The following is an 815-nucleotide window of genomic DNA, read 5'->3' as shown; positions in this document are numbered from 1 at the left end:
CACAGCCATTGGGTCATCACTCGCGCCCATTTTGCAGCCGCAAGAAGGGTGGTATGCGCTCTCGACATTCTGTTTTACCCACTCATCGATCGCTTCGTCAGAGGTGACATCTGCTCCCGGCTGGATCTCTTCTCCACGGAATTTATCCATCGCGGGTTGAGCGAGAATCTCACGCGTTAAGCGAATACAGTCACGCCAGTCTTGGCGGTCTTGCTCTGTCGAAATATAATTAAAAATGATGTCTGGTTTTGCATGTGGATCTGCCGAGGTAATCGCAACAGTGCCACGACTCTCTGGTTTGTTCGGACCAACGTGAACTTGGAAGCCATGACCATCAAAAGCTGCTTGCCCGTCATAACGCATCGCTGCTGGCAGAAAGTGATATTGGATGTTCGGCCACTTAAGACCTTTTCGAGAGCGGATAAAGGCGCATGATTCGAAATGGTTGGTCGCCCCAAGTCCTTTGCGAGTCAAAATCCACTCCGCGCCAATCATGCCTTTACTCACTAAGCCGAGTTTACTGTTGAGTGTGATCGGCTCATTACAGTGGTACTGGAAGTAGACTTCTAGGTGATCTTGTAGGTTTTCCCCTACACCGTTCAATTCGTGTTTCACCTCAACACCTGCTTTATCAAGCACCGCTTTCGGGCCGATACCAGACAATTGAAGCAGTTGAACAGAGCCGATAGAACCCGCCGACGAGATCACTTCCTTCGAAGCTCCATAATTGAAGATGAACCTTCTTTCGCCATTTGTGCTAGATCTTTATCGATGAAGAACAATGCTTTACCATCTTCACCAACCAATTCGATCTT

At 48.6% G+C, this 815-nt stretch carries 1 pseudogene; it reads right to left on the bottom strand.

The window, feature by feature from the left end:
• A pseudogene (locus KIV40_RS31630) lies at window positions 1-720 on the bottom strand (GMC oxidoreductase); the annotation flags it as partial.
• Window positions 721-815: the final 95 nt, after the last annotated feature.

It is taken from the genome of Vibrio sp. D173a, from assembly GCF_030248475.1.
This window is presented reverse-complemented; position numbering and strand designations above follow the sequence as displayed.